Origin of the sequence: Leucobacter chromiireducens subsp. chromiireducens (assembly GCF_016758255.1) — a bacterium.
Taxonomy (GTDB): domain Bacteria; phylum Actinomycetota; class Actinomycetes; order Actinomycetales; family Microbacteriaceae; genus Leucobacter; species Leucobacter chromiireducens.
Map to the genome: position 1 here is coordinate 322,589 of NZ_QYAD01000002.1, position 24,127 is coordinate 346,715.

21 protein-coding genes and 1 pseudogene are annotated in these 24,127 nt (G+C 64.4%); 14 read left to right on the forward strand and 8 right to left on the reverse strand.

Annotation, left to right across the window (positions count from 1 at the left end; all coding sequences use genetic code 11):
- Window positions 1-140 precede the first annotated feature (140 nt).
- Window positions 141-2,132 (forward strand): HNH endonuclease signature motif containing protein, encoded by a 1,992-nt coding sequence (locus D3226_RS07530; protein ID WP_202381846.1) that lies wholly within the window; start codon window positions 141-143, stop codon window positions 2,130-2,132.
- Between the two features lie 58 nt (window positions 2,133-2,190).
- Here D3226_RS07530 and D3226_RS07535 read toward each other — a convergent pair whose 3' ends face one another.
- Window positions 2,191-4,716 (reverse strand): helix-turn-helix transcriptional regulator, encoded by a 2,526-nt coding sequence (locus D3226_RS07535; RefSeq protein WP_202381848.1) that lies wholly within the window; start codon window positions 4,714-4,716, stop codon window positions 2,191-2,193.
- A gap of 511 nt (window positions 4,717-5,227) precedes the next feature.
- On the opposite strand from D3226_RS07535, the gene D3226_RS15045 reads away from it, so the two are divergent.
- Window positions 5,228-7,099, forward strand: a complete 1,872-nt coding sequence (locus D3226_RS15045; RefSeq protein ID WP_202381850.1) for a putative Ig domain-containing protein — start codon at window positions 5,228-5,230, stop codon at window positions 7,097-7,099.
- Window positions 7,100-7,159: 60 nt separating this feature from the next.
- Here D3226_RS15045 and D3226_RS07545 read toward each other — a convergent pair whose 3' ends face one another.
- From D3226_RS07545 to D3226_RS14885, 6 genes are all read right to left on the reverse strand, one after another.
- Complete coding sequence (locus D3226_RS07545) at window positions 7,160-7,942, reverse strand: cysteine hydrolase family protein (protein WP_202381852.1); 783 nt, start codon at window positions 7,940-7,942, stop codon at window positions 7,160-7,162.
- 63 nt (window positions 7,943-8,005) lie between these two features.
- Window positions 8,006-8,647, reverse strand: a complete 642-nt coding sequence (gene kdpC / locus D3226_RS07550) for a potassium-transporting ATPase subunit KdpC (RefSeq protein WP_337248932.1) — start codon at window positions 8,645-8,647, stop codon at window positions 8,006-8,008.
- An 8-nt stretch (window positions 8,648-8,655) separates the two neighbouring features.
- Window positions 8,656-10,809: a potassium-transporting ATPase subunit KdpB gene (gene kdpB / locus D3226_RS07555; protein WP_202381854.1), complete on the reverse strand. Its 2,154-nt coding sequence runs from the start codon at window positions 10,807-10,809 to the stop codon at window positions 8,656-8,658.
- Window positions 10,806-12,479 (reverse strand): potassium-transporting ATPase subunit KdpA, encoded by a 1,674-nt coding sequence (kdpA, locus tag D3226_RS07560; RefSeq protein WP_202381856.1) that lies wholly within the window; start codon window positions 12,477-12,479, stop codon window positions 10,806-10,808. The genes kdpB and kdpA overlap by 4 nt, the downstream gene beginning before the upstream one ends.
- Window positions 12,480-12,606: 127 nt before the next feature.
- The gene (locus tag D3226_RS07565) at window positions 12,607-13,380 is read right to left on the reverse strand and encodes a DUF998 domain-containing protein (RefSeq protein ID WP_202381857.1); all 774 of its coding nucleotides are present in this window, start codon (window positions 13,378-13,380) and stop codon (window positions 12,607-12,609) included.
- Between the two features lie 180 nt (window positions 13,381-13,560).
- Complete coding sequence (locus tag D3226_RS14885) at window positions 13,561-14,682, reverse strand: IPT/TIG domain-containing protein (RefSeq protein ID WP_202381859.1); 1,122 nt, start codon at window positions 14,680-14,682, stop codon at window positions 13,561-13,563.
- A gap of 209 nt (window positions 14,683-14,891) precedes the next feature.
- Between D3226_RS14885 and D3226_RS07575 the strand changes: the two genes are divergently transcribed.
- The 3 genes from D3226_RS07575 to D3226_RS07585 all read left to right on the forward strand — a co-directional run bounded on the left by D3226_RS07575 (window position 14,892) and on the right by D3226_RS07585 (window position 17,653).
- The gene (locus tag D3226_RS07575) at window positions 14,892-15,623 is read left to right on the forward strand and encodes an SDR family NAD(P)-dependent oxidoreductase (RefSeq protein ID WP_202381861.1); all 732 of its coding nucleotides are present in this window, start codon (window positions 14,892-14,894) and stop codon (window positions 15,621-15,623) included.
- 930 nt (window positions 15,624-16,553) lie between these two features.
- Window positions 16,554-16,859 carry a hypothetical protein gene (locus D3226_RS07580; RefSeq protein WP_202381863.1) on the forward strand — a complete coding sequence of 102 codons (306 nt, stop codon included), beginning with the start codon at window positions 16,554-16,556 and terminating at the stop codon, window positions 16,857-16,859.
- 98 nt (window positions 16,860-16,957) lie between these two features.
- Window positions 16,958-17,653: a hypothetical protein gene (locus D3226_RS07585; protein ID WP_202381865.1), complete on the forward strand. Its 696-nt coding sequence runs from the start codon at window positions 16,958-16,960 to the stop codon at window positions 17,651-17,653.
- A 789-nt stretch (window positions 17,654-18,442) separates the two neighbouring features.
- Here the strand turns inward: D3226_RS07585 and D3226_RS07590 are convergent.
- Window positions 18,443-19,747: a nucleotide disphospho-sugar-binding domain-containing protein gene (locus tag D3226_RS07590; RefSeq protein ID WP_337248933.1), complete on the reverse strand. Its 1,305-nt coding sequence runs from the start codon at window positions 19,745-19,747 to the stop codon at window positions 18,443-18,445.
- 125 nt (window positions 19,748-19,872) lie between these two features.
- On the opposite strand from D3226_RS07590, the pseudogene D3226_RS15155 reads away from it, so the two are divergent.
- The 9 genes and pseudogenes from D3226_RS15155 to D3226_RS07635 all read left to right on the forward strand — a co-directional run.
- A pseudogene (locus D3226_RS15155) lies at window positions 19,873-20,043 on the forward strand (TetR family transcriptional regulator); the annotation flags it as partial.
- A gap of 12 nt (window positions 20,044-20,055) precedes the next feature.
- Window positions 20,056-20,541, forward strand: coding sequence for a hypothetical protein (locus D3226_RS07595; RefSeq protein WP_237462567.1), 486 nt, complete (start codon window positions 20,056-20,058; stop codon window positions 20,539-20,541).
- A 431-nt stretch (window positions 20,542-20,972) separates the two neighbouring features.
- Window positions 20,973-21,485 carry an Asp23/Gls24 family envelope stress response protein gene (locus tag D3226_RS07600; RefSeq protein WP_202381871.1) on the forward strand — a complete coding sequence of 171 codons (513 nt, stop codon included), beginning with the start codon at window positions 20,973-20,975 and terminating at the stop codon, window positions 21,483-21,485.
- 184 nt (window positions 21,486-21,669) lie between these two features.
- Window positions 21,670-22,059 carry an NTP pyrophosphohydrolase gene (locus tag D3226_RS07610; protein ID WP_237462568.1) on the forward strand — a complete coding sequence of 130 codons (390 nt, stop codon included), beginning with the start codon at window positions 21,670-21,672 and terminating at the stop codon, window positions 22,057-22,059.
- The gene (locus D3226_RS07615; RefSeq protein ID WP_202381874.1) at window positions 22,060-22,641 is read left to right on the forward strand and encodes a DNA/RNA endonuclease G; all 582 of its coding nucleotides are present in this window, start codon (window positions 22,060-22,062) and stop codon (window positions 22,639-22,641) included.
- The gene (locus tag D3226_RS07620; RefSeq protein WP_202381876.1) at window positions 22,638-23,255 is read left to right on the forward strand and encodes an Asp23/Gls24 family envelope stress response protein; all 618 of its coding nucleotides are present in this window, start codon (window positions 22,638-22,640) and stop codon (window positions 23,253-23,255) included. The genes D3226_RS07615 and D3226_RS07620 overlap by 4 nt, the downstream gene beginning before the upstream one ends.
- Window positions 23,256-23,294: 39 nt before the next feature.
- Window positions 23,295-23,510 carry a hypothetical protein gene (locus tag D3226_RS07625; RefSeq protein WP_202381878.1) on the forward strand — a complete coding sequence of 72 codons (216 nt, stop codon included), beginning with the start codon at window positions 23,295-23,297 and terminating at the stop codon, window positions 23,508-23,510.
- Between the two features lie 83 nt (window positions 23,511-23,593).
- Window positions 23,594-23,767 (forward strand): CsbD family protein, encoded by a 174-nt coding sequence (locus tag D3226_RS07630; RefSeq protein ID WP_202381880.1) that lies wholly within the window; start codon window positions 23,594-23,596, stop codon window positions 23,765-23,767.
- Between the two features lie 68 nt (window positions 23,768-23,835).
- Window positions 23,836-24,102 carry a GlsB/YeaQ/YmgE family stress response membrane protein gene (locus D3226_RS07635; RefSeq protein WP_202381882.1) on the forward strand — a complete coding sequence of 89 codons (267 nt, stop codon included), beginning with the start codon at window positions 23,836-23,838 and terminating at the stop codon, window positions 24,100-24,102.
- Window positions 24,103-24,127 lie beyond the last annotated feature (25 nt).

A 24,127-nucleotide genomic window follows, 5' to 3' on the forward strand; every position in this document is an offset into this window, starting at 1 on the left:
CGCCCCACTTTCACCCTCTTCTTGAGGGTGAACTGACTTTCCAGAGTGGGATCAGGGCTTCCTCACGGTGTCCTGTTTTGCCGCGTGTTTCCGCGGTTTTCTGGGCTCTGAATGTCAGTGGTCACTGCTTGAATGAGCACATGACCACCACCCGAGGCTCTCCCCCTGCTGGCTCGCCGCTCGCGCCGCGCCGGGCTTCCCGGGTGCGCTTCCAGAAGACCTCCGCGGCTCACACTTCTGCTCCACCCCAGCCGCCGGAGTTCGACCCCACCGAGCTCATCACCAAAGCATTCGCGTCCGCAACCCCCGGTGTCATCCCACCCGTGTTCTCTGTGCGGGTGGTCGATGACGTGGTCGGCATGCTGGAACAGTTCGATCGTTTCCAAGGCATTCTCGCCGCCGCACGCCTGAATGTTCTTTCCTTCGCGATGGAGACCGCGGTGCACCGCGCCCCTTCCGGGAGTGGCGACATCCCGTATCGTTCCCTGCGTGCCGAGATCGCGACCGCCCTTCATCAGAGCGAACATGTTGTGGAACGCGATCTGAACCTTGCGAGCGCACTCACGATGCGTTTCCCCGCAACCCTGCCGCGCATGCTCACCGGAAAGGTTTCTCCCGAGCATGTGCGGGCACTTGTGGAATCCTCGGACGCGTTGGGCCTTGGGCAGGATCCAGATTCGGTGCGTATGCGGGGCAGGTACGAGGCGGAAGTGTTGCGGCGTGCTGAGTCCCAGACTCCGCAGCGTTTGCGGCCGATCGCGCGGAAGCTTGCCCGTGAACTCGCGAGATCCCTTCCGAAGCCGGCCCCGTTCCCGGGCGTTGACCCCACGAGCGATGACCCATCTAGTACTGACCCGGCCAGCACCGACCCAACGAGCACCGATCCCGACGGCGCTGCCCCGAACAACCTCGACCCGGAAGCTAGCACTGCTGCTAGCGGCGTCCCCGTTCCAGCGCCGGAGTGTGAGCGAAAAGTGTGGGTGCGTGATCACGAGAACGGGATGGCGGAGCTGGTCGCGTTCATGCCGTCACCTGTGGCGTATGCGATTCATGATCGCTTGACGCGGCTCGCGAAGTCCGCGGAAGTCACCGAGCACCAACTCACACGCACCCTCACTGGTCGCGATGGTGTTTCCGCGGGTGCAGGCACCGGCACCGGCACAGGCGCCGTCACGGGTGAAGCGTCACGCGCGCACACCACCGGCAGAACCCAGCGAGTCAGCACGAAGAGCATCGCAGAACGCCGGCGCCTCCTCCGGGAACTCCGTCCGGGTATGAAGGGTGGGCGTCCCGGGGTGCGAGAGATCCGGGCAGGGCTTCCCAAGCGCAGTCGTGCCCAGACTCGCACGGATGTGCTCCGGGACTTGCTCCTTGCGGGTGATCCGATGCGGCTGGTTGCGGGGTCTCCGGAGGAGGCGGTGCGGGCGCACATCCAGGTCGTGGTGACCACCACAACACCCCCGGCAGGTACCGGCAGTGACCCCACTGCTTCCTCGCCGCCGGAGTTCACGGACGCCGAACTCATCGGATCCGGACCCATCGACCCCGAACAGATCCGCGGCTACGCAGGCCACGCCGACTTCTGGGAGAACGTCACCGTGTCCGGTGAGACCGGGGATGTCCTGAGTGTGAACCGGTATCGCCCCAGCGCACAGATGCGCCGCTTCCTCGGGGCCCGCGACCTGCACTGCAGATTCCCCGGCTGCCGTGTCCCGGTGAACCGCTGCGATATTGACCACACGATCCCCGCAGCAGATGGCGGCACGACATCTACAAACAACCTTGCACATCTCTGCCGAGGCCACCACACGATGAAGCACAACTCTGACTGGGACCACCGTTTGTTGTCGGACGGGACGATGCGCTGGCGGTCCCCGACCGGACGCGTGTACGACGATGAGCCGCCGAGCCGGGTGAGGTTCCTGAAACACGACAACACGGGCACACCACCACCGAGGCCATCAGAGCAGAGCTCATCAGTGGCGGGCTCATCATTGCCGAAGGCTGCAGCATCGATACCACTGCCGCCCGCAGCACCGGCATCAAAACCGACACCACCGGTCCGCACAGCCCGGCCCCTCGTGCCACCGGGGCTAATTGCCGACGATGATCCCACCGGCCACCCATTCTGAGGAAGACCGCTACGAAGGGTCCTCCGACAGCTCACGAAGGTACTGCATCATGACGGGACTAGCCGAGCAGCGACGCCTTCACCTCGTGGCGGTTGGTGACGCCGAGCTTGCGAATGAGTCGGTGGATGTGGCTCTCCACTGTGCGCACGCTCACCACGAGCTGCGTAGCGATCTGCGCGTTCGAGAGGCCGTCGGACACGAGTCGAGCAACCTCGAGCTCGCGCTCAGTGAGGCGTGAGCGATCCGGCTCGAACCGGCGGGTCTCGAACTCGATGTCGGGGAGATCCGCGCGAAGGCGCTCGCGGGCGGATCGGAGCGCGGGCGCAGCATCGGCCTTGGCCTCGCTCACCGCGTGATCGTGCACCGCGATCGCGAGCCCGGTGCGCCCGGCGCTGAGCAGTTCCTCGGCGACCGCGACAGGGTCGTCGCTTGTGGGCTCGTGCAACCAGCGCACCGCGCGCACATAGGCGAGCACAAATCTGCCGCCCATCTGCTCGGCTTCTGCCGACACAACAGCAAGCAGCTCGGGATCTTGCCGCACCTCGAGCGAGGCCAAACGCAACAGCACACCCGCGAAGAGGTAGCCACGGGCGATGAGGTCTGCACCGCGGTCACGCAACAGCTCAGCCGCAGCATCACGCTGACCGAGCAAAATGAGGAGCTGCGCCTCTGCCTCGGCGGGGGACTGATGCAGCGGGGGAAGGCCCTCCGTGCTCAGCCCACGGAGCGTGTCGAGGTGGCGTTGCGCCTGCTCGCGCCGCCCGCGCCGCGCAGCAATGAGCGCCGCACAACCGTGAATCGCGAGGCCGGACGCCGCGGCGGCAACCGTTCGCGCCGCGGGGGAGAGTGGCACGAGCGTTGCGAGCACGTCCTCCGCCTCCGCGTAGCGGCCCTGCGCCTCCAGCGCGTACACCAGCACCGCACCGTGGCTGCGCAGCGAATCGACGTCGAGGATCGCAAGCGCCTGCGCATAGCCTCGCCGCGCCCAAGCGGTGGCCTCGTGCATCTCGCCGAGACCGAGCTGCACGACGCCCCGTAGCGAGTCGATCGCGAAGTCCTCGAGCGCGCGGGTGGTGTGCTCCGCCTCAGCGAGTGTGTGCGAGGCTGCTTCGAAGTCACCGCTGGTGGTCTGCGCGATGGTGAGTGCCCGCAGGCCCCGCACCTGATCCTCCGGCGGCAGGTCGTCGCTGACCTCCAGACGCACCGCGAAGTCGGCGGGGACCTGCCGCAGGTAGTGCTCGAGGGACACCGCGGTCGTGTCGGTGATCCGCGCGGTAACGCTGCCGCTCGGCCCAGCGGCCGCAAGCATCTCGAGCGCGCCATCGAGGTCCCGTTGGACGAACGCGCGCCACTCCGCGCGGAGCAAGAGCAGGTGGGTGGCGGCGACAGTGTCGTGCTCCTCTGGCAGCGACGCATTGAGCACAGCCTCGACGTCGGCATCGGGAGCCTCGCCCGCGACGAGGGCCTTCACCGCATTCACCGCGGTGCCCGCGTTCGGGTTCGACGCCCAGGCCGCACGGGCGAGTCGAACTCGAGCCTGCGCCTGCTCGTGGAACATCCGGGCGATCACGGCGTTCTCGGGAGTCGACGCGGACGCAGACCGGCCGAGGGAGCTTCGCAGCTCGGCGGAGTCCAGCCGTTCGGCCACGAGGCCAGTGAGACGAGTCCGCCGGGCAAGTAGGGGGCGGTGCCTGAAGTAGTCTTCGAGAAGCGGCGGATGCACCGCAATCCGCAGCTGACCGCGTACTGGGTGCACGCGGACGAGCCCGGCCGCTTCGAGCGACTCAATCGCCGCGCAGTCGAGTACCTCACGCACGGCATTGAGATCCGAGACTCCCGCGATCGCGAGAAGCTCGAGGGCATCGAGAAGCTCGGGGCTGAGCCCGGCGATGAGTTCCTGCATTGCGCCGCCGAGCTCCGGTGACCACAGCCCGGATTGTGCAACCCACACGTTGTCCTCGCGATGAAGGCCGCCATTCAGCACCGCCGCGTCGACGAGATCCTGGGCAAGCCCTGCCGAGGCCCCCGAGCGCGCAAAGATCTGTCCCAGTGTCACGTCGTCGAGGGGAGCACCAAGCTGCGCCTCCACGGAATCGCGCAGCTCGCGATAGGTGAGGGGCGGGAGCTGCACCGTGAGCGCCCGCAACCGCCGCGCCGCGCCGGCCGCGGGCGCCATGCCATGCCCGGTGGTCACGACCCGCGTCTCGGGATTCTGCTCCGCGTACGCGACGATCGCGCCCCATGACGCATCATCGAGCTCGTCGACGTTATCGATGAGCAGCGCTGCGTGCTGTCCGGAGATGCGCTGGGCGAGCTGCTGCACGTGGCCGGCAAGCTGTGCGGCAAACGTGTGCACCGGGCCATCCGGGGAAAATCCGGACACCGCGAGCGCGCCGAATGGCACTGTCCGAATCGCGGCGGCGCCGCTCACCCAAAACGATGCCCAGCGCTGCTCGTGCAGAGCGGCCTCAAGCTCGCGGAGAAACACGGTGCGCCCGCTGTGTTCGGCGCCGACGAGCTCGACGTGCCGACCATCCACGAGTGTGGCAAGCACCTGCGCAATCGCGCGGCTTCGTGCGCTCATACTTCCCCCTGGTCCTCCGGCATGTTCGCCGGGCGTGCCCCTGGCTGTGCCCGAAAGACCAGCCTGATGAGTCCCACACTAGAGGTGCCGGACTGCGCGCGCACGCTTTTCTCCGTCTCAGCAGTGCCGCGTGCGCTGAGCTCGGTGCAGGGTGCCACGGAGGCTGGCACCGTTGACCACGGGACTGCTGGCCGGCGACCACGGAGCACGCCTCGCGCTCACCGCGCAGCCGGGATCCCGCACCGCTGCTCCTTTGACGTGCTGGCGCAGAAATCTCGTTCTGTGCCGGTGTGAGAGAGAACGATTGATGGTGTTCCGCACACCGGACGGGCTACCCGCCCACGGTGCGCAGGGCGGTCGTCACAGCCCACACGGGCCCGCGATCAGACGAGCTTCACGAACGACACCCAGGAGGTGCCGGATGACCATCACCCACCCACACACCCGCCGCTCACGGCAGGCCGCATAGGGCGGCGCGCTGATTGCAGCGCTGTGCCTGGCGCCGCTGGCCGTGCCGACCGCGGCGCTCGCACACGACGGAGCGGAACCTGCCTCGACCGGGATCGAACTGAGCGATCCCGAGCTCACCCGAGCGGTGACGGCGCTGGGTGCACCGCTCGACATCCGCATTCCGATCCTCAACGTGCCTGGCGATCCCTCGAGCGGCGAACGCGACGCGAGTTCGGGCGACCCGTGGACACTCGCGCTGAGCCCAGACGGGCGCTACGCCTACGTCGACAACGCGAACTACGGACAGAACCCAATCGAACTGTGGGTATTCGACCTTGATCGGCGTATGCACGTCAAGACACTTGAGGTGGGCGACAACCCGGGAGGCACATCGACGATTGTCGCCGCGACCTCCGCAAACGTTGTCGCGGTGCGATCGGGCGACAGCGTGTACGTGATCGACTCCGTTGCCAACGAGATTCGCGACCGCTGGGACCTTCCGCGCTCCTCCGGGTATCGGGAAGCGATCAGCCCGGATGGACAGTACTTCTATACGGTTTCTTCCGTCGGGCTCGTGCAGAAGCTGAACTTGGACTCGGGGGAGATCGAGGCATCGCGCAGGATCTCGGTCAAGATGATGGGGACCATTGAGGTTACGCCGGACGGAAACTCCCTGGCGATTGGCGAGGGGTACACCGAAGACGCGAACTACCGCTTACTCTCCGCCGCAACGCTCGAAGACCTCGGACCGGCGCACTCGACCCCAACGATTTGGCAGTACAGCCGGATGCGCTTCGACGCTGCGGGAACCGCGCTCTATCAAACTGACTTTGGTACGAAGCTCAACAAGCTGGATCCTGTCACGGGGCAGTCGCTGCAGGAGGTGGCGGTGGGCACCAAGATGAGCGGGCTCGTGCCGAACCCGGAGCAGAACCGCGCGTGGGGAACCTCGATTGGGTTCAGCCTGGTGATGGTGGCGGACTACACGACGGGCAAACGCTCGGAGAGCTTCCGCTCGGTGCCCGGTGGATCGATTGACCTGGCGCAGCGCCCCAACGGTGAGCTTGTTGCTCCGAACGGAGCGAAGGGCAAGCGCGGCCCGGACATGAGCATTTCGGTGCTGCTTCCCGCCGCGGTCACCCAGCAGCCGGCGGACGTTACGGTGGAGACCGTGGACGAGGAAGCCGTGTTCACCGCCGAGGTGCAGGGCATCAAGGCCGACGCCGCGAGCGGAGTGACCTGGCAGCGCTCAGACGATGCCGGCGAGACCTGGGTCGACCTCGATGCGCACGGACTCAGCCTCGAGGTCCCCGCGACGCGCGAAACGGTTGCAGCGCAGTTCCGCCTCGCCTACACGGACGACTTTTGGGGCGTCGCCGGCGCGAGTGATGCTGCCCGCATAGTTGCGCCTGCCCCCGAGATCCTCGACCCAGTGACGGAGATCTCGGCGACCACCGGAACGGAAATTGCGCCGGTGTCGTTCACTGCCCGTGCTCAGGAAGCCCACGAGTGGAGCGTAGACGGCCTCCCCGAGGGGCTTGCACTCGATGCGGCAACGGGCGAACTCAGCGGTATGCCCGCGGTTGCTGGTGAGTTCAGTGCAACGGTGTCGGTGAGTGACGACTTCGGCGTCGATGTTGCAGAACTGAGCATCGCGGTGAGCGATCCGGCGGGCGACCCGGATCCAAAGCCGGGCCCTGGCACCGACCCGGCACCCGGTGAAGATCCGAGCGACGAACCCGGGGCGAAGCCGGCGCCGGGCAGCGACCCCGCTCCAGGCGATACCCCCGCTGGAGACCAGCCGGCTACGAAGCGCTCGGCTGGGGATCAGGATCTTGCCCGCACGGGCGGCACCGAGTTGATCGGCGCGGGGCTCCTCGGCGCCGGACTGATCCTCGCTGGCCTGGTGACGCTCAAGCGTCGTCGCGCGTAGACCCAGTGCACGACCGAGGGGCCCAGCTGCGTCATGCCGCTGGGCCCCTCATGTGCGTGTCTAGCGGCGATGGCGCCTTCCGGCCCGTCCCTCCGCTCGACGGGCGAGCTGGGCCTCGAGTGCGGTGAGCCGGTCGAGCAGCTCTGCGGTGGTCTCTGAATTGGCGTAGAGCTTCCGGATGCTCTCGAGTGCATTCGCGTGACGCTGGGGGCTCATCGCGCCCATGGCGTCCTCGACGAGGCCTACCTGGTAACCGAGGTCTGCGAGATCTCGCACCGAGGAACTCACGCACTGATCGGTGTAGAAACCGGCGACGATGACGTGGTGTACTCCCATGTTGCGCAGCATCTGGTCGATGTGCGTGCCCACGTGCACGCCTGAGCAGGTCTTCGTGAGCACGGCCTCGCCCGGCAGCGGCGCAGCCTGCGGCAGGAACGCGGAGTCGGGGGAGCCCGGCGGGTAGAGCATGCCAGCGGCCCGATGGAGCGCGCCGGTGTCTGACGCATCTCCGAGCTGCGCCTGGATGCCCACGTGCACGGGACGGATGCCCAGCTCGCGGCACTTCGCGAGCACTGCCTCGATGTTGTCGAGGGCCCGGGCGAGATCAGCCTCCATCGCGCGGAGCACGGGATCAAGCCCCTCGTGATACAGGCCCGCTGCGGTGAGCGACGCGACGATCGCGGGCGTCGAAAGATGCTCCTGGATATCGACGAGCAACAGCACGGTATCCCGGGGGTCGATCGTCAGCGGCTCTGCATAGCCGTAGGCGCCCAACGTCCCGTAGTACTGCTCCGCGAGTGCGTTGACCTCCGCTTCGGTGGCCAGTGGCGCGGAATCGCTCATGCTCATCGTCCTTTCTCCGGGTTCGGCTTACAGCTATGTTGGCAGGAAACGCAGGCGCTTCGCCTACCCCGAGCGGGGAGGATCCCCAGCCGAGTGTGCAAGCGCGTCGAGCGCAAGATTGAGCTCCACCACGTTTACCCGACTTTCCCCGAGATAGCCGGCATCGCGCGAGCTGGTCGCCGCAGATACGATCGTCGTCACGACGTCCACGGGAAGACCGCGCGCCTCGGCGACGCGCGCGACCTGAAGCGCAGCATACGCTGGGCTAATGTGCGGGTCGAGGCCTGAGCCCGATGCTGTGACCGCGTCCGTCGGCACCTCTGACGCGGGTACCTCATTGAACGAGGCAACGGCGTGCCGTCGTTCCTCGATCTGCAGGGCGAGCTCTTCACTCTCCGGCCCCAGATTCGAGCCTGCGGATGCGAGCGCGTCGTAGCCGTCGCCTGCGGCGGAAGGCCGGGGCTGGAAGTACTCGGGCAACGGCGCGCCAGAGGCGTCCGCGAACCGCTGCCCAATGAGCTCGGAACCCGCGATCCGACCGTCGGCTGCGCGCACCACAGAGCCGTTCGCCTGATGCGGAAAGACGCTCTGCCCGATGCCGAGCATCACGAGCGGGTAGCCGATACCCAACACGAGTGTGAGGAGCAGCATGATGCGGAGCGCCGTCCACAGCGGGGCAGTCTTCCGCCAGATGGTGCGTGCCACGACGCCCCCTAGTATCCCGGCATCAGGCTCACGACCATGTCGATGAGCTTAATGCCGATGATCGGGACGAGCACGCCGCTCAGTCCATTGACAATGAGGTTGCGGGTGAGGTCGCCGCGGGGCCCGGTGCTCCGGTACGGCACGCCGATGAGGGCGAGCGGGATCAGGATGACCATGACCAGACTGCTGAAGATCACCGTGGAGAGGACCGCCGACGCAGAGGAGTGCAGCTGCAGCACATTGAGTGCGGCAAGCCCTGGAAACGCGCCAACGAAGAGGGCGGGGAATAGCGTGAAGTAGCGCACGAGATCGTTGGCGAGGTTGAACGTCATGAGGGCACCGCGGGTGGCCATCTGTCGACGACCCACCTCGACGATGTCCACGAGGTGAGCGGGGTCGTCGTCCAGGATGATCATGTTCGCGGAGGCCTTCGCCGCAGCCGTTGCAGAGTTCATCGCGATGCCAATGTCTGCTTGCGCGAGCGCGGGAGCATCGTTGACGCCGTCACCGCTCATCGCCACCAAGTGCCCCGCGGACTGCTCGCGCACGATGACCGCGAGCTTCTCCTCTGGCGTTGAGTTGCCGACGTACTCGTCGATCCCCGCCTCCGCGCTGATCGCCTTCGCGGTGAGCTCGTGGTCGCCGGTGACCATCACGGTTCGAATACCGAGGCCGCGGAGGGCGCTGACGCGACCGGGTACGGAGGCCTTGATCGTGTCGCGCAGGTCGACCACGCCGAGCGCACGGCCTGGCCCCGCCGGTGGCTTCACCCCAATGATGAGCGGGGTGCCGCCGTCGCTCGCGATGGCGTGTGTGCTGGCCTGAAGCTCCGCGAGAACGTGACGCGATGGCTGCGTTCCCTGCTGTTTCAGCCAAGCGGCCACCGCGTGCGCCGCGCCCTTTCGGAGCTTCGTCCCATCGGGGAGGTCATACCCCGAGATCCGGGCGTTCGCGGTGAAGACCACGGGGGTTCCGTCCTCAGCGCGCGTGTGTTCGGTGCCTGCGGGGTCCGGTTCAGTGGCCCCAAGCGCGCGCGCCAGCCGGACAATCGAAGAGCCCTCGGGGGTGGGGTCACCGATCGATGCGAGCGCCGCAAGACGCATGAACTCGGTGGGGTCGACCCCGGAGAGCGGCAGGAACGCGACCGCGCTCCGGTTCCCCTGGGTCACCGTGCCGGTCTTGTCGAGGAGCACGGTCGTGATGTCGCCGGCCGTCTCGAGTGACTTCGCCGAGGTGACGAGCACCCCGCGCCGGAGCAGTTGCGACATCCCCGCGATGCCGGTTACGGACATCAGTGCGGCGATCTCCGTGGGGATGAGGCAGATCACCATCGCGACGAGCACGGGGATGGAGACCGGCGGCGCGACGGGCGAGACCGCAGAGTTGAGCGTGAGCGCGACGATCACAAACGATACCGAGAATGAACTGAGGAGCGCGCTGAACGCCACCTCGATGGGGGCCTTCTGGCGGCGCGCGGTGCTTGCGAGTTGTATCGTGCGCTCGAATGCGCTCGCTCCCACCGAAGCGGTGATGCGCACTACGAGGCGCCCACCCAGGTCACTCGTGCCACCGATGACGGCGGTGCGATCGCCGCCAGCCTCGCGGACCACCGTTCCCGCGTGTCCCGTGTACTCCGACTCGTCAACCTCGGCGGCGCCCCAGAGCACCTCACCGTCGGCTGGAATTGTGCCACCCGTATCCACGACGACGACATCGCCCGGCACCAGATCGTGCGAGTCGACCTGCTCAAGCTCGGCGTTCTGAGCCGAGCGGTCGCGGGTGGGATCATAACTTGCCACTCGAAGGGCAGGGGTGCTGCGCGCGGCCTGTCGGAGGGACGCAGTGTCAGAGCGACCGCGACCCTCCGCGATCGACTCAGCGAGCGTTGCGGTGAACAGGCACACCCAGAAGCCGATGGCGAGCGCCCAGGTGAACCCCGGAGGCATCGTGGTGCCGCCTGAGGGGCGCGCCCCGCCGACAAACGGTTCGGCGACCGCGATCAGTGTGGTGAGCGCGGCGCCCGCTTCCGTGAGCAGGAGGACTGGGTTGTGCCAGAGGTAGCGCGGGTCGAACTTCCGGAGCGCATCGAGGATCACCGTGCGCAGAGCGGACGGTGAGATCACGCTGTTGTTCCGCAGCCGCTCGAGGAGTCTCTGGATCACCGGACGAATCCTTCCGCGAACGGCCCAGCGAGCAGGTATGGCACGAACATGGGCACCGCGATAAACACGATGAGCGCCACAAGCAGGCCGACAAACTGGGGTCGGTGCAGCGGCAGTTCGAGTGTGCTCTCCGCTTTGCCCTGAAGCGAGAAGGACCCCGCGAGGGCGAGCACGAGCACGATCGGGATGAATCTCCCGAGCAGGATCACGATGCCGAGCGTGACGTTGAGCAGTGGGGTGTTCGCGCTCAGCCCGGCGAACGCGGAGCCATTGTTGATCGCTGCGGACACGAACGCGTAGAGCACCTCAGAAAGTCCGTGCGAGCCTTCGTTTCCCATACTCGACACGATCTCCGCCTGCACCGATGGGATCGCAAAACTCACTGCGATCCCGCCGATCGCGAGCGTCGGCATCACGAGGATGGCGATGCTGACGAGTTTCATCTCCTGTGTACCGAGTCGCTTGCCGAGGTAGACGGGAGCACGGCCGAGCAGCAACGCGGTGAGGAAGACCGCGATGACCATGAGCACGAGCATCGTGTAGATTCCCGATCCCGCACCGCCCGGGGCCACCTCGCCGAGCATCATGTCGAACATCAGCATGAGGCCGCCGAACGCGGTGTACGAACCGTGCATGGAGTTGACCGCACCACCCGTGGTGCCCGTCGTAGCGGTTGCGAACAGCGTGGAGCCCACGATCCCGAACCGCTGTTCCTTGCCCTCGAGCGCGCCGCCCGCGAGCTTGGGGGCCGTGCCAGCCCCCGCAAACTCGAATCCCGTGAGCGGCACGTACACGAGCACGAAGAGCACCGCCATCGTGGCAAGCAGAGCGTACCCCGCGCGCTGATCGCCGACCATCGTGCCCACCGTGCGGGGCATCGTGAAGGGAATCAGCAGCAGGAGGAGCGTCTGCAGCATGTTGGTCCACGGCGTCGGGTTCTCGAACGGGTGCGCGGAGTTCGCGTTGAAGAAGCCGCCACCGTTCGTCCCCAGCATCTTGATTGCCTCCTGCGAGGCCACCGGTCCCCCCGGGAGGGTCTGCGTGAGGCCCGCGACAGTCTCGATCTCAACCGGAGCCGCGAGGTTCTGGATCACCCCGCCAGCGAGCAACAGCACTGCTGCGAGCAGTGAGATCGGCAGCAGGATGCGCAGGTTTGCGCGCACGAGGTCGACCCAGAAGTTGCCGAGCCCGCTGCGACCGCCGCGCGAGGCGATTCCACGAATCAGGGCGATGGCGACGGCCATGCTGACTGCCGTCGACACAAAGTTCTGCACAGTGAGACCGACCGCCTGCGCGGTGTATCCGACGGTCTGCTCCGGCGAATACGACTGCCAGTTGGTGTTCGCAACGAACGACGCGACGGTGTTGAACGCTAGGTCAGGGCTCATGGGCCCCATGCCGAGAGAGTACGGGAGGAACTGCTGCGTGCGAAGCAGCAGGTAGAGCAGCACGAACCCAATGAGGGAGAACGCGAGGATCGAAGTGAGGTACCCGCGCCACGACTGCTGTCGATCGGGGTCGACTCCAGAGAGCCGGTAGATGAACCGTTCGACACGCCAGTGCCGGTCAGAGGTGAATACCCACGCCATGTAGTCGCCCAGCGGGCGGTACAGGAGGGCGAGGATCAGCGCCAGCGTCAGGAACGCTGTGGCTGCGAACCACCAGTTCATCAGAAGCGATCCGGGTGGAGCAGGGCGTAGCCCAAATAGAGCAGCGCCCCGAGGCCTGCGAGTAAGGCTACGTCGTCGATGAAACCCAACACTCTCTCCATCTGAAGGAACGAGTCTGAGTGTAGCCTCACGGAAGCCGTTGCGGGTACCGGGTGGGGCGGGGCCAGCAGAGTTGAATGCTCGACACGACGCCGGTTGCCACAAGCCAGGCGATCCCAATCGAGGTCGCGACATACTCGCAGAGGGCGCCGAAGTCGGTCGCGGTGTCGGTGAGCGAAAGGATGCCACCGGTGCCCGCGATCACGGCGACGAGCGACGCAGCGGTGCAGGAGAGGAGCGCCCACGTGCGGCCGCGAAACGCGAAGAGGAGCATTGCGGCGCAGGCGAGCACGAAACCGGTAATCGCGAGGAAGAGGTGCGCGAAGTCCTGGGCGGTGAAGAGCGCGGAGCTGGGGGCTGGGCATCCGGGAGTGCACGGGGTAGCTGCGGCGCCGACAAAACAGAGTCCGGCCACCGTGAGTGCAAGCGCGCCGGCGGCGGCGATCTTGCCCGCGCGGGAGTTCCAGCAGCCGAGGCCGACCAGGATCCCGGCTGCGCCGACCATGGTGAGGGCGACGCGGAACACGAACTCGGTGGGCTCACCCGGCGCCCCCAGGCCGCTCACATACGGCGGATCTTCGTGGGTGGAACGTGCGATCCAGATCAGGATCAGGGCGACGAGTGCCGTCAGGGCTCCCAGATAGCAGAGCGCGGCGGAGATCAGGTCCGCCGTTCGTGGCCGTTGCGCCTGCCCGCGCGGCTGATGGTCTGCGTGCGACTCGTCCGCCGGGGCCGGGGCATCGGCAGCGTGTGGGCCTGCGGGGAAGTGTTGCAGCAACGTGGTCCATTCGTGTCGGGTCAAGCGTGGTCGGCTGCTCCAATGCTCGCACCGCGTTCTCGGATGGGCATCGGACGCTGGACCTTGTCGTGGGTACGACGGTACTCGTAGCCGGGGGCGCTGAACAGCCCTGGGTGAGAGAAGCAATGGCATGCAGCGGGTCTCCTGTGGAGGAGACCCGCTGCAGTGAGCCTTCTGGCCTCGTTAGTGCTGGTGTCGACGGCGCGCCGCTGCGAGAACGAGTCCGGCCGCTCCCAGCGCAGCGATCACTGCGCCAGTGACCGCGATTCCTGCAAGATCCGTGGGCGACCCCGTTCGAGCCAGGTCCTTTGATGGAGCCGGCTGTGCAGGCTTCGTTGACGTCGTCTCTCCAGGCCTCGTCCCCGTCGGATCCGTCGGCTTCACCGGGTCGACAGGCTTCACGGGGTCGACCGGTTTCACAGGATCAATGGGTTTCACCGGGTCCGTTGTCGCTTCTTTCGCTGAGGAGGTGAGATGGTTCAGATCGCCGAGGTATTCGAGCGTGAACCCAGAACTGTCTGCGGAGAAATCGCTGAGGGAAAACGCTCCCGTGCTGTCGAGAGGCGCGGTAGCGTTCACCGTTCCTGACTGAGTGGTGACCACGACAGATCCCGTTGGCACTGAGTCGAAAGCGGCGGTAACGCTCCCACGGAGCGTGCCCTCCGACACGGCGTAGGAAATTTCCGTTGGTGCTTTGCGTACTTCGAGTGTGCCGGCGGGGCGCTCTGGAATGATTTCGGGCGCCTGCGCAGCGCGAGCAGGTGCATATGAGCCGAGCACTACCCCGTACTTTCCTGCGTCAAGCGTGCGGGGCTGGAGCGTCAAGGACGCCCGCCCTTCGGCCTGCGCATCAGGGGTGTACGTCTCGTCGCCGACTGCAAAGTAGAGCGCGTCGTGCTGGGTGAGCTTCGTGTAGTCGCCCGTGAGCTGTCCCGCTTGACCATAGGTAATACTCAGGTCGTCAGCGGGGACCTCCCACACTTGCGGGAGGATCGAAATGCTCAGCGGGTTAGACGAGCCGCCCGCGCCGTCGACGGTGAGATGAACTTCATCGCTGCCGCCGAGATACGCCGTAAAGGTGATCTGCGTGTCTGAGACGACCTCGAACGGGTAGGAGACATCGGCGGCAAGGAGCTGGGTCACACCGGAAAGATTCTTGCCCGTGATCGTGAAAGTGTTGCGCTGGTACTCGGTGACCGTGGTCGGAGTTACAGAGGAGAGTTCCGGGAGGGTAATAACTGAGGGGGCGGCTTCGGCGGCAGGGTCGTCAGGCGCGGCCGCGCTGCTGTTAACTCCGACTGCCATGAGTGCCAGCGTCCCGAAAAACGCGGCTGCTATGTGTGTTGCTCTTCGAATACTCACCTAGTTGTGCCTCTCGTTTGGGTAGCCAAGTCTAGAACTGCGTTTCGTCCCGCTCCCGACAATTCAGCGTGAAGACACGGGTTGGTCATGCGCTGTTTACTTGAGCGGCGGGGGAGTGGCGTCGACGTCGTCGAAGCTGAGAGGATCAGCGTATGAACCCGAGCGCGCACGTCATTGCCATCACTGGAGGCTCGCGCGGAATAGGTGCCGCGGTCGCGCAACGCTTGGTTCGTGACGGCTACGGTGTGCTTGTTGGGTACCACAGCGATCGGGCCGTGGCCGAACAGGTCGTCCGCGAGCTGCGCGACGCCGGTGGTACTGCCGAGGCGCAGCGCGTAGAGATCACCGATCCTGATTCGCTTGAGGAATTTCTCGAGGCGGCCGAGCGCATGGGAGAACTCTCCGGGCTCGTCGCGAACGCCGGCGCTGTTGGCACAGTCGGGCCGCTCACAACGCTCGACCCAGCCGCCATTCGGCGTGACATCGACGTGAACCTCCTGGGCCCGATCCTCAGCTGCAGGGCCGCGGCGCCTCGCCTCGCTCGCACGAACGGTTCGATCGTGCTCCTCGGGTCCGCCGCGACCACCGCGGGCAGTCCCGGAACCTACGTGCACTATGCCGCGGCGAAGGCCGCGGTCGCAACGCTCGCGGTTGGGCTGTCGACTGAGCTTGCTCACTCGGGTGTTCGTGTGAACTGTGTGGAGCCCGGAACGATTTGGACGGAGTTTCACCAGGATCCGGATCGGCCTGCGAAAATTGCAGAGGTTATCCCGTTGGGGCGGGCGGGGCAGCCGCATGAGATCGCGGGCGCCGTCGCCTGGCTCCTTTCGCCAGATGCAGCGTACGCCACTGGCGCTGTTCTCCGAGTGGCGGGCGGGATGTAGCGCGCCTCCTCTCCGCACGCTCCACAATCACAGCCGAGTTCTGCGGAGAGCCCGCGCATCACGTCACGTCTTCCGGGCATCCTGCGCGACTAGAACCTCAGTAGAAGCAGTGCGCGTGAGTTTCTGACTTTCGGGTCGAGTCGGTGAGCGGTCTCTGCCGGGCAGCCGGATCGCGTCCGCAACGTCAACTACTCGGGTGCTTCCTGCGGGCCACACGAGCCAGAGAGGCTGTTCCGAGTCGCCTTCTAGCGATAAGTAGCCATTTCCGGGGTTGACGAGCGTTCCAGAAAACTCTTGCAGGGGGCCGCTTGGTGGGATGAACCCGTCTGCGCTGACCGGTACGTTTCCCACTGGATCGGTGCTGCAACTCGCAGTCAAGATGATGCTGCACGCGGCAGCCATGAGGATGCCAGTCCGTGTTTCTGCGCGATTCGACATGGGGGCGTCTCCGTCGTTGGATCACATACAGGACGAGCGGGCTGTCGAGTTCATACCGGTGAGAGCTGCCCCATACCCTGTGGCGCGATCGAGAGAACACGATCATTCCCTCGAATTATCTATCCAATTTCTGTGTATATTGTGTCCATGAACTGAGTGGGATCGGCTGGTGCGTGACACGCAGCGCCCGGTCTCGGCGATGGGGCGCTCCGCACACCCAATGCTTCGTCCGCTGGTGGCTTTGACCCCTAGTTCCGCGAAACGATTGGAAAGCACATGAACGCCATTACTCGCACTACCTGGACCCTTGCGATGGGCGCATCCCTCATCGCTCTCACCGCTTGTTCCCCGAGCCCAGAGGTCCGACCTGAGGCTGCGGTGACTCCACCAGAGGCGCCTGAACCAAGCGAGGCCGCTCAAGGCTCGAGCTCAGAAGGTGGCTTGCATGGGCAGGACCTGAGCGGGATGTCGCGAGAGGAAGCCGAGTCCATCATGGCCAACTATCAGTGCGGTCAGTTTGCCATACTCGAGACATATCAGCTGCGGCTTGACCTCGGATTCTCGAATGACGGATTCGGAGAGGTGGGGCAGCAGGCTCAGCAGCAGATGCTGAACGATCTCTGGGCGAGCGTGATCAGTGGGAAGAGCCCCGTCTCGAAACACCTGAATGCGATCCAGAAGGCATTGAAGGACGGCGATCGTGAGGCCTACGACACGGCCTCGGGGCAGGCTGCGCAGGCGTGCGCAGCGAACGGCACCGGGCTCACGATGCAGTTCCTGCCTGGGGAAGGGGGATAAGGGCAGTGATGATCCCCAGGCGCCCGGCAACGCCGCGGGGAGTGCGGCGTGGCGTGAGTCATCTCGCATCGGGTGGGAGGGAGCCATCTCGGGGCCGCGTGCGGAAGCTCGCCGTGTCAGCGGTCCTTGTTGGCGCCACGCTCGCGGCCGTTCCGGGGTGCGTGTCGATCGCTGTTGCCATGGCGAGTGGGCACTCGAAAGCGAGTGAGATCCATGGGTCGACGGAAAGATTGGCCCACCACGTCGATGGCTTCGGGCGCCTGCTCGTGTGGAACACCGCGAGCGATACTGGCGGCTCGGCCTCCGTTGAAGCTATCGTCGAGTCTTTTCCTAAGGCAGCAGTGCGGATCGTTGATGGTCGAGGCGAGTTTGACCCATCACGCTACTTCGAGGAGGACGGAACAATCTACGAGATCGACAGCAACAATGATGAGCTTCGGATTTCCGTCTTTTTCGTTGGAGAGTCGGCGAAGGACTCCTGGAAATCGCTCGTGACTTACGTTCACTACGGCTGCGGTGCGTTTGTATCGAAGGATGCGGGTCTCACCTATCTGCTCGAGGAAGTGACCTGTCCGCCGGGTGTTTACCCCACAAAGCTCGAGGAGGAGCAGAGGAACGTTCTTGAAGAGAAGATCCTCACCGCGTCGCAAAAGAAGAGCTCGGATACTCGCTCTGGAAGTAGGAGCAGGGCTCAGATGCGCAATCAGGCGATGCAGGGCAGGGCGCAGAGCGCGGGCCCGGCGGGTGATCGTCGGTGTCGGGTCCTTCTGCTGCGCCTCGCTCGGCGCTACTGAGTGGTTTCCCGCACCGCAGTGTTGAGGGTGTCGCCGAGGACGGTCTCGAGGAAGGCCCACGATACGAACCGCCCTGTGACATGATCTTCTTCGAAGTCGTACTGCGCGCCTCCGAACTCGCAGTGTGTGTTGATGCGGAAGTGCTCCGGCAACGAGCCGGTATGCGCGGCGTAAGAGTGAGTGTGCGTGAAATGCCGGATCCGAGCATGGACCGAATCCTTCACCACCGCGTACGCGAAGCTCTAGTCGTTCCTCACTCGCTCGGCTGCCGTGTTCGGAATGCTCATGAGGTCCACGACGAGGGGTTCACGCAATGTGGGGGATCGAAGAGTCACATCAGAGACATTGCCTGCCAGGGCCGCGTCATTGCGATCAGAGCACGTCGTGAGTACGAGGACCAGCTCGACCTCCCCGGTACTCACGCGCTGAAGCAATAGGTCGTGACGTGTTCCTCTCTCGTTGCCGAGGCTGCGGCAAGAATACGTGGTGGCCGGGAGAGTTCGAAGTTCTCTGCGCGTATGAAGCGGTTTCACTCGTGCCCCAGCCTGCGAGTTTCCCCAGCCAGCCGCGAAGCAGCCGCTACCGAGGCGATGGATCTCAAAGCTCGCCACAAACTCGCCTGACTCGCGGGTCACTCGGGAGAAGTGCACCCTTGACGATTGATCGGAGTTCGTGAGGGTGAGCTCCTCGAGCGAGTCTGTTCAGACTCTCACGTGGCTCCGAGATTCTTCATCCCTCCGCCGAGGGAGTGACGCCGTGGCCAGCTCGACGCTCAGCATCCTGCGTGCACTACGAGATTCCAATCGTTCTTTGCGTGCCCTCAACGCTCAGGCCACCCGGTGCGGGGCTTGTGCTGCTCGAAAGATCGGAGATTACTGTCTCGAGTCCCGCCAAGCCTGACGACCTCTTGATCTCAGCGCCGATGCGGGTGCTGGCCTCTCGGAAGCTGTCGTCGGCGAGCACTCGGCGGACCGCTTGCTGCACCTGCGCGGGCGTTGGAGCGTTCGTTGAGAGGTTCACGCCTGCACCACTCCAGCCCACTCGCGCGGTGACCTCGGCTTTGTCCTCGGTCTTGCCCGCGACGACCAATGGGACGCCATGCTCGAGCGCGTAGTGCACGCCCCCATACCCGCCATTGCTCACAAATACGTCGGTGAGCGGAAGGAGTTGGTCGTGGGGGAGATACGGAGCGACGCGAACGTTTCCTGGCAGTGGTGATGGCAGCGTGTCTATGGGGCGGCCGCCCGTCGACACCACCACGACAACGTCCTCCTCAGCGAGCCCCGCAATTGTGGGTTCGATGAGTTGAGAGTAGTCACGGTTCGCCACGGTGCCTTGGCTCACATGGACTACCGGCTTCCCTTCGCGGAGTTCCTCCCACCACTCGGGAAGATCTCCCGCGGAGGGGACAGAGCGAGAGACCGGACCCACAAAGTGGACGCTAGTGGGGAGTTTCGAGCGTGGATACTCGAACCCCGGTACTGAGAACTGCACAATTGCGTCGGCGCGCTCCTGCCCGTTCATGAAGAACCCGTTCAAGGGTTTCCCGGTCGCCTCGAGCATGAGCTGCTCCGCCTCCTTCTGAACGCCGCCGAAGATGACCTTCTGAGCAAAGAGTCGAAGCAGCGAATTGCGGAGGCGCCCGATTGGCCCGCGCATGGGTGTAACTCCGAGCCCGTACGGGGCGGTGTCGGGGCTGGAAAGTCCGAGCGGAATGATCCCAAGCGAAATCACAGCGGGTCGGTCCTCGCGGTTCTTCGCCGCAAGCCCGAGCGTTCCCATGAACATTGGTTCTACCAGCACTGCATCAGTAGCTTCCGCGTCGAGTGCTGCCTCGACAGCGGCGAGCTGGCTCAGTGCCGGACGGAGGAATATGGCGGTGATGTCGTATCGAATGCCCGCCGCACCCGTGCGGCCAACCCGCCCAGGGAACGCTGCATCCATGTCTGAGTCGTCGTAGTCGGCGTCTGCGGGGAGTGCGAGATATTCTGCACCGGTTGCTTCGATCGCCTCCCGGTACTTCGCGCCGCTGAGGAAGCGAACGCGATGACCGCTGTGGTGGAGGTGGCGCGCGACCGCGAGAAGCGGGGTCACATGCCCATGAACTGGAGTGCTGCAGAGAAGAACGGCGGACACCGGTGTCCTTTCGGTGGAGTTGAGAGGCAATCCGGCTATGCTGGAGCCTGATAGGTAATTCATTAAACCATAAGGTTAGTCAAATGTCTGCGTCTCAATCTTCCCAACCAGTCGCTCGGACCTACAGCTCTCCGCTTCGTGAGGAGCAGGCGGCAGAGACGCGGCTGCGTGTGGTTCGTGCTGCTGCCAAGCTGTTCGCTTCCGCGGGATACGAGGGCACATCGCTTGCTGATTTGGCCCGCGAAGCGGGGGTCTCATTGGGGACAATGAAGGCAAGTGGCCCGAAGCGTGAACTGCTGCTCGCCGCATTCGAACTGAGCTTTGCAGGCGCCGAAGGGATCGACACGCTGGCGTCGCATGAGCCTATTGTCGAGATCACGGCAGACGAGGACAATGAGAAGTACGTCTTCGGTATTACTCACTTCGTCGCTGAGTCAAACCGTCGCAGTAGTCGGCTCTGGGCTGCGTTGGTGTCCGCCGCAATATCTGACAGCAACCTCAATGATGCGCTCGAAGGCCTCCGCCAACGACGGCGAAAAGACATGCTTGTCCTCGTAGATGAACTATGTAGCCGAGGCATTGCATCGTCACGGGTGAATCGTGAGGCACTGGCAGACGGGCTCTCTTTCCTCCTCTCACCGGAGGGGTACAGCCAACTCGTCCTTGAAGCCAGGTGGGACCATCGCGACTACGAGTCATGGCTCAACAGCATGGTATTTTCTGTGGCGCGGCAGCTCTCTGCGGCAGAGTGAGAGACTCGCGATTTGCCTTTCAATCTCTGCCGGGAGCCTCAGAGGTATGTCGCTTCATTGAGGTGACGAGAGCGAAGTATGCGGGCTTCTGAGAGTCCGAAGGTGCGTGCCACCGTGCGGAGCCGAATGCCTCGCTGTACTCGAATAGCGCGTACGCGAGCCCAAACGGGGTGCGCCGTTTCTTCCGGTTGAGTAGTCGATCGGCACGCAGTACCAGCGCGAACCCATCACCCTGAGCGCCTTCGGCGTCGGTTGAGAAATCTCGAGGCACGAGATCCTCTGCAGAAGTTCGCTTTTCCACGATCCACGAACGAGTTGCAGCGGATTTGTGACATTTCGTGGTCTCGTCCCGTCTTCTACACAGGGCGTCATTCTTCGCTCAAAAGATGGTGCGGCCGGCGGTCGTGCCACGAAACGTGGAGGTAGTTCTGATGGGTACGGAAGAAACGAAGGCGACGGTCGCTCCCGAGAACGGCGCCCAGGCGCCGCGGCGTGGAGGGGCTCCGGTGCAGCCGCGAGTAGATCGAGCGCCTGTAGTTCCGCAGAGTTCGACCGCCGACAATGGTTCGACGGGACGGACAACGATAGCCGAGGGCGTGGTCGCGAAGGTTGCGGGTATCGCAGCTCGGGAGGTTTCCGGCGTACATGCACTCGGCGGGGGAGGCGCTCGCGCGTTCGGTGCTATCCGGGACGCGGTGAACGCGACGGACCTCACTCAAGGGGTAAAGGTTGAGGTCGGCGAGACCCAGGCGGCCGCCGACATCACAATCGTTGTCGACTACCCTGCCCCCATCCAGGATGTCGCCGAGAACGTTCGCAGCGCAGTGACCGCAGCGATCACCAGGCTGGTTGGACTGCAGGTTGTCGAAGTGAACGTTGACGTGAATGACGTGCACCTTCCATCCGACGACGTTGACGACGACACAGAGTCGCGCGTCTCATGAGTGCCACGCTGACCGGGTCGATGGTCGGCGCAGTACTGGCTTTCGCTGCGCTGGTCTTCGGGTTCTGGGGATTCTTGCTGGTCGGGATCCTGATGTCGATTGGGGCCTTGGTTGGCCGTGTTCTGGCAGGCCAGCTAGATCTCCGTGCCCTAGCTGGCGCATTCACGGGGAGGCGGAGGTCGTCATGAGCGTGATGGCCGTTGAACCCCCGAGCGCTGTATACCCGTTCGACATCGATTCGCGCACGCCGGGCGGCGTTCGGGTACACGAACGCGTTGTCGCCAAGGTGGTTCGGGAAACGTCAGCGGTCGCTATCGGGGTATCGCGAGACCACGTGGACGTTGAGGTGACTGAATGGGGCGGAGGATTGGGCGTGCGAATCGCCGCGAAACTCCCCGTTCCGGATCTCAGCGACCTCGCAGCGCTCGAGGCTGCGGTTCCAGTCCTCGAGCGCGTGCATGAACTTCAGGCCGGGCTTGCCGAAGAACTCGCGACGCTGACAGGACGGGTGATCCATCGGGTGTCGTTCACGGTAACCGGGGCGGTCATTCCGAAGCGAAAGCGGGTGAGGTAGATGACGAATGCCGTGCTGAAGCGGATAGTGCGTCGCGAGATGCACTCTCCGCGCACCGTTCCCGCCGTGATCGTCCTTGTCTTGATCGCGCTGACTGCCGTCTATGCGGGTATCGAACTCGTCCTTCGCCTGTTGGGTGCTAGTCCTTTGCTGATCTCGCCAGGGGCAGCGCTGACATGGCCGCAGGAGGTACCGCACCAACGAGAGGGCATGATTGTTGCAGGCGGGTTCCTGGTGGTGGTGGTCGGAACCATGCTTATCTGGTTCGCTCTTGGCCCTGGCCGGAGGCCGAAGCATGAACTTGAGGTCTCCTCGCACGCTGTCATCGTTGACAACGGGGTGATTGCGTCGGCCGTGGCCGAGCGGGTGCGGCGTGAACTGGACCTCTCGAAGGGCGCCGTCGTGGTGGGAGTCGGGCACCGCAGCGCGGATGTCACGGTCAAGCCAGAACCCGGGCAATCAGTCGACAGATATCAGGTAAGCACCATTGCGGAGGCTGAGCTCTCCGGGTATCGGCTGTCGCCTCCTGTGAAGGTACGAGCGCGTGTCGTCCGGCCCACAGAAAAGGACGGTGGGTCATGAACGCCACGAATCGAGGCCTGAACCGAGCAATCCTCTTCACCGTTGGCATTCTGATGATTGGCCTGGGAGGGGCAATGCTGTTGGCCATGTGGTGGCCCGTCGCAGGTGAACTTTGGCTGCGCTGGTCAGCGACCGGCAGGGAATGGCTGGTAGGTGCAGAGCAAGCGTCTCGCCTTGCTGCGGCCACGACAGTGAGCTGGCTCACCATCGCGATCCTCGTTCTGCTGCTCGTGATGGTGACGATCGCGGTGGTTGTCATCGCCCGGCTCGGAGGCGGGAGAAGCAACGTAGTGATCCGTGAGGATGCCGGAACTGGGGTGAGAGGGTCGGTTACCATACGCCAAGAGTTCGTGGCTGACGCGGTCACGCAGTCTCTTGCCTCGTATGACGAGATCCTCTCCTCTAAGGTAAACGCCCGCAGGCTTCGGGGTGCCGACATTCTCCATGTGAGCGTGACACCGAGACAGAACGTTTCTCCTGCTGATGTCTCCGAAACACTGGCGGAACTCATCGACCGTCTGGGGGTCTTAATGGGGCAGGAGATTCCGACTATTGTGACGATCCAGGCCGGGATTCGCTCGCGGCTCGCGGCTGACAAATCCCGGGTGAACTGACTCCCTCAAATGCGGGGGGAGCGACGAAAGGAACAAGCGATGCGCAAAAATGTACTGATACTCGGTGTGATCGCCGTCGCCGCCTATCTGGTCGGTGTTGAGTCGGCGAAAGCACGCGGGAAGAACTACGAAGACCTTCGGCATCAACTCGAACGGCTCTGGACCAACCCTGAAGCCAAGAAGTCGCGCAAACGTATGGCGAAGAACGCCAGAAGATCATTCGAGAAGGCTCGCAAAAACTTCCTTGGAAGCTAGCGCACACCGACAGTGCGCCACTGTCCACGGAACCTCGCTCCCCAATCTGGTGAGCGTTTCAGAGAATGGAAGGAAATCACGCTATGAGCGCAGAAGACAAGATCAAGGCCGCAGCTGAGAAAGTCGTCGGGGGTATTAAGGAGACAGCAGGCAAAGCTACCGACAACGACAAGCTCGTCGCCGAGGGGAAATCGGAGCAAGCGAAGGGCACGATTCGGGAGAAAGCGGAGGATATCAAGGACGCATTCAAGAAGTAACACTGCCACCGGGGCGGGGAATCCCCGCACCGGTTCCCAAATCTCGCACATTCGAAAGGACGGCTCTCATGAGCTTTTTCAGTTTCCTCATTCTCGGCTTGATCGCGGGAGCGATCGCCAAGCTGATTCTTCCCGGCAAGCACGGTGGCGGCTGGTTCGTTACGTTGCTGCTCGGCGTCGTCGGGGCGATGCTCGGTGGATGGCTCGGCGGTCTCGTTTTCAATGTCAACTTGCAGGGCTTCTTTAACCTTTCAACCTGGCTTCTCGCGGTTGGGGGCTCCATCCTGGTATTGCTCATCTACGGTTTGCTCACCGGGCGACGTGCGGAGAAGTGACACAACCTCCTATCCCGTGGACTAA